The organism is Bacteroidota bacterium (assembly GCA_030706745.1).
Classification (GTDB): Bacteria; Bacteroidota; Ignavibacteria; order Palsa-1295; family Palsa-1295; genus PALSA-1295.
Genome location: JAUZNX010000029.1, coordinates 1 through 1,661, shown reverse-complemented (window position 1 = coordinate 1,661; position 1,661 = coordinate 1). Strand labels below are relative to the sequence as shown.

At 53.1% G+C, this 1,661-nt stretch carries 2 protein-coding genes; both read right to left on the bottom strand.

The window, feature by feature from the left end; all coding sequences use genetic code 11:
* Positions 1-167 precede the first annotated feature (167 nt).
* On the bottom strand, positions 168-623 hold the full coding sequence (locus Q8902_15930) for a hypothetical protein (protein MDP4201044.1): 456 nt from the start codon (positions 621-623) through the stop codon (positions 168-170).
* A gap of 353 nt (positions 624-976) precedes the next feature.
* Positions 977-1,661: cation transporting ATPase C-terminal domain-containing protein (locus tag Q8902_15925; GenBank protein ID MDP4201043.1), on the bottom strand; the 685-nt coding region annotated here is incomplete at its 5' end.

The window sequence follows — 1,661 nt, the reverse complement described above, 5'->3', positions numbered from 1 at the left end:
GACCCGCTCATGTTTTTCGGCAACGCTCTTAATGCGGTAGCACGGGTCGCCCGGATCTCGGTCTGATGAAGGAATGAGATGACGAATTTCATATGGGCCTATGGCCAATGATCGAAGCACATTCGGCTCAAGCTCAACGAGTTGACCGACTTTAAACTTATGCGCCATCAGGTTTTTCCATTCATCATGTTGGATTTGGAGATGCAGTCGGCGGAGTTCACTCCGTCCTTGTGGTCATGCAAAAAGCGGGCAATCTGCCCTCTCAGTGCGATCGTTTGCAGCACGTCTCCTAGCGAGCCCGCCGTATCGAAAAGTTCGCGCTGGAGCTTCGTCGGAATGGTGTTCCACTGCATGATGACGGCCGCCCCGAGGCAGCGAAGAATATGCTCCTCGATCTCTGCTAGAGCATTGCGGTCGAGGCGCTTTGCAACGACTTTGTCTTGCACATGGATGTCTCGCGAACGGATCATTTTGTCGAAATTATCCAGCCAATCCTCGTTTTGCGTCAGCTCACTGAAGCTTTGCTTCGAACGCTGAAATTCGCGGATTTCGCTCGGAACATTAGTATTGAGCGATTCAGCACTCTCTGCTGCTTTTTCCCGATATCGATCTGCCGTAAACATGGGAGCTCCCTCCGTGACACAAGTCGAGTCGTCGCCCGCTCGATCGCGCCGTTTTGTTCTGCTTGTTGGGTATTGAAGAACGTATATGGGGATGATTTGGATTATTGCGATGAATATTACGCGGTTCTAGGAATTATCTGGCCATCGCCTAATTTTGGTACCTGTCACCCCGCTCAGTGAATCCGATCCATATTCCGAATAAACGACGGCCTAACCCTGAGTTTATCGTCGATTATCGCCATATACGCTATCATTGGCGCTTGAATAACGACGCCAGCCGATCCAGGTGAATGAGTTCGTTAGAAATGGTGCGTGGATCGCGAGGTTAATCGGAGTTGGGCCGGCCTTCGGCGTCACTCTGCGGCAAAACGGCGGAAGAACCATTGTTTCATGCCTTCCACCGCCAACAGGTAAAAGATCAGGATGGCAGCGAGTATGACGAAGAAGAAAGCCGGTGGCGCTACGAAACCGAGATAAACGCCCGCAGGGGTGAACGGCAGCAGCGCGGCCACCGCCACCACCGTCAGTGAACAGGCGACGAGCCACGGATTGGGACGACTTCTGAAAGGGTTCTTGCGCGTGCGGATGATAAAGATGACCAGCACTTGCGTGGCCATGGACTCAATGAACCAGCCGGTATGGAAGAGCGCCTCTCCGGCATGGAAGACCGCCAGCATAATATAGAAGGTGAGGAAGTCGAAGACCGAACTGACCGGGCCGATAATTAGCATAAAATTCCGGATGAAGTTCATGTCCCAGTGCCGGGGATGGCTCAAGTAGTCGTCATCTACCCGGTCCAGCGGGATGGGTAATTCGGAAACGTCGTAGAGCAGGTTGGTGAGTAGGATTTGCACTGGCAACATGGGGAGGAATGGAAGAAAGAGCGAGGCCCCGGCCATGCTGAACATGTTGCCGAAATTAGAGCTGGTGCCCATCATGATGTATTTCATGATATTGCCGAAGGTGCGCCGTCCTTCCAGTACACCGGCATGAAGGACTCCCAGGTCGTGCTCCAGGAGGATCATGTCCGCCGCCTCT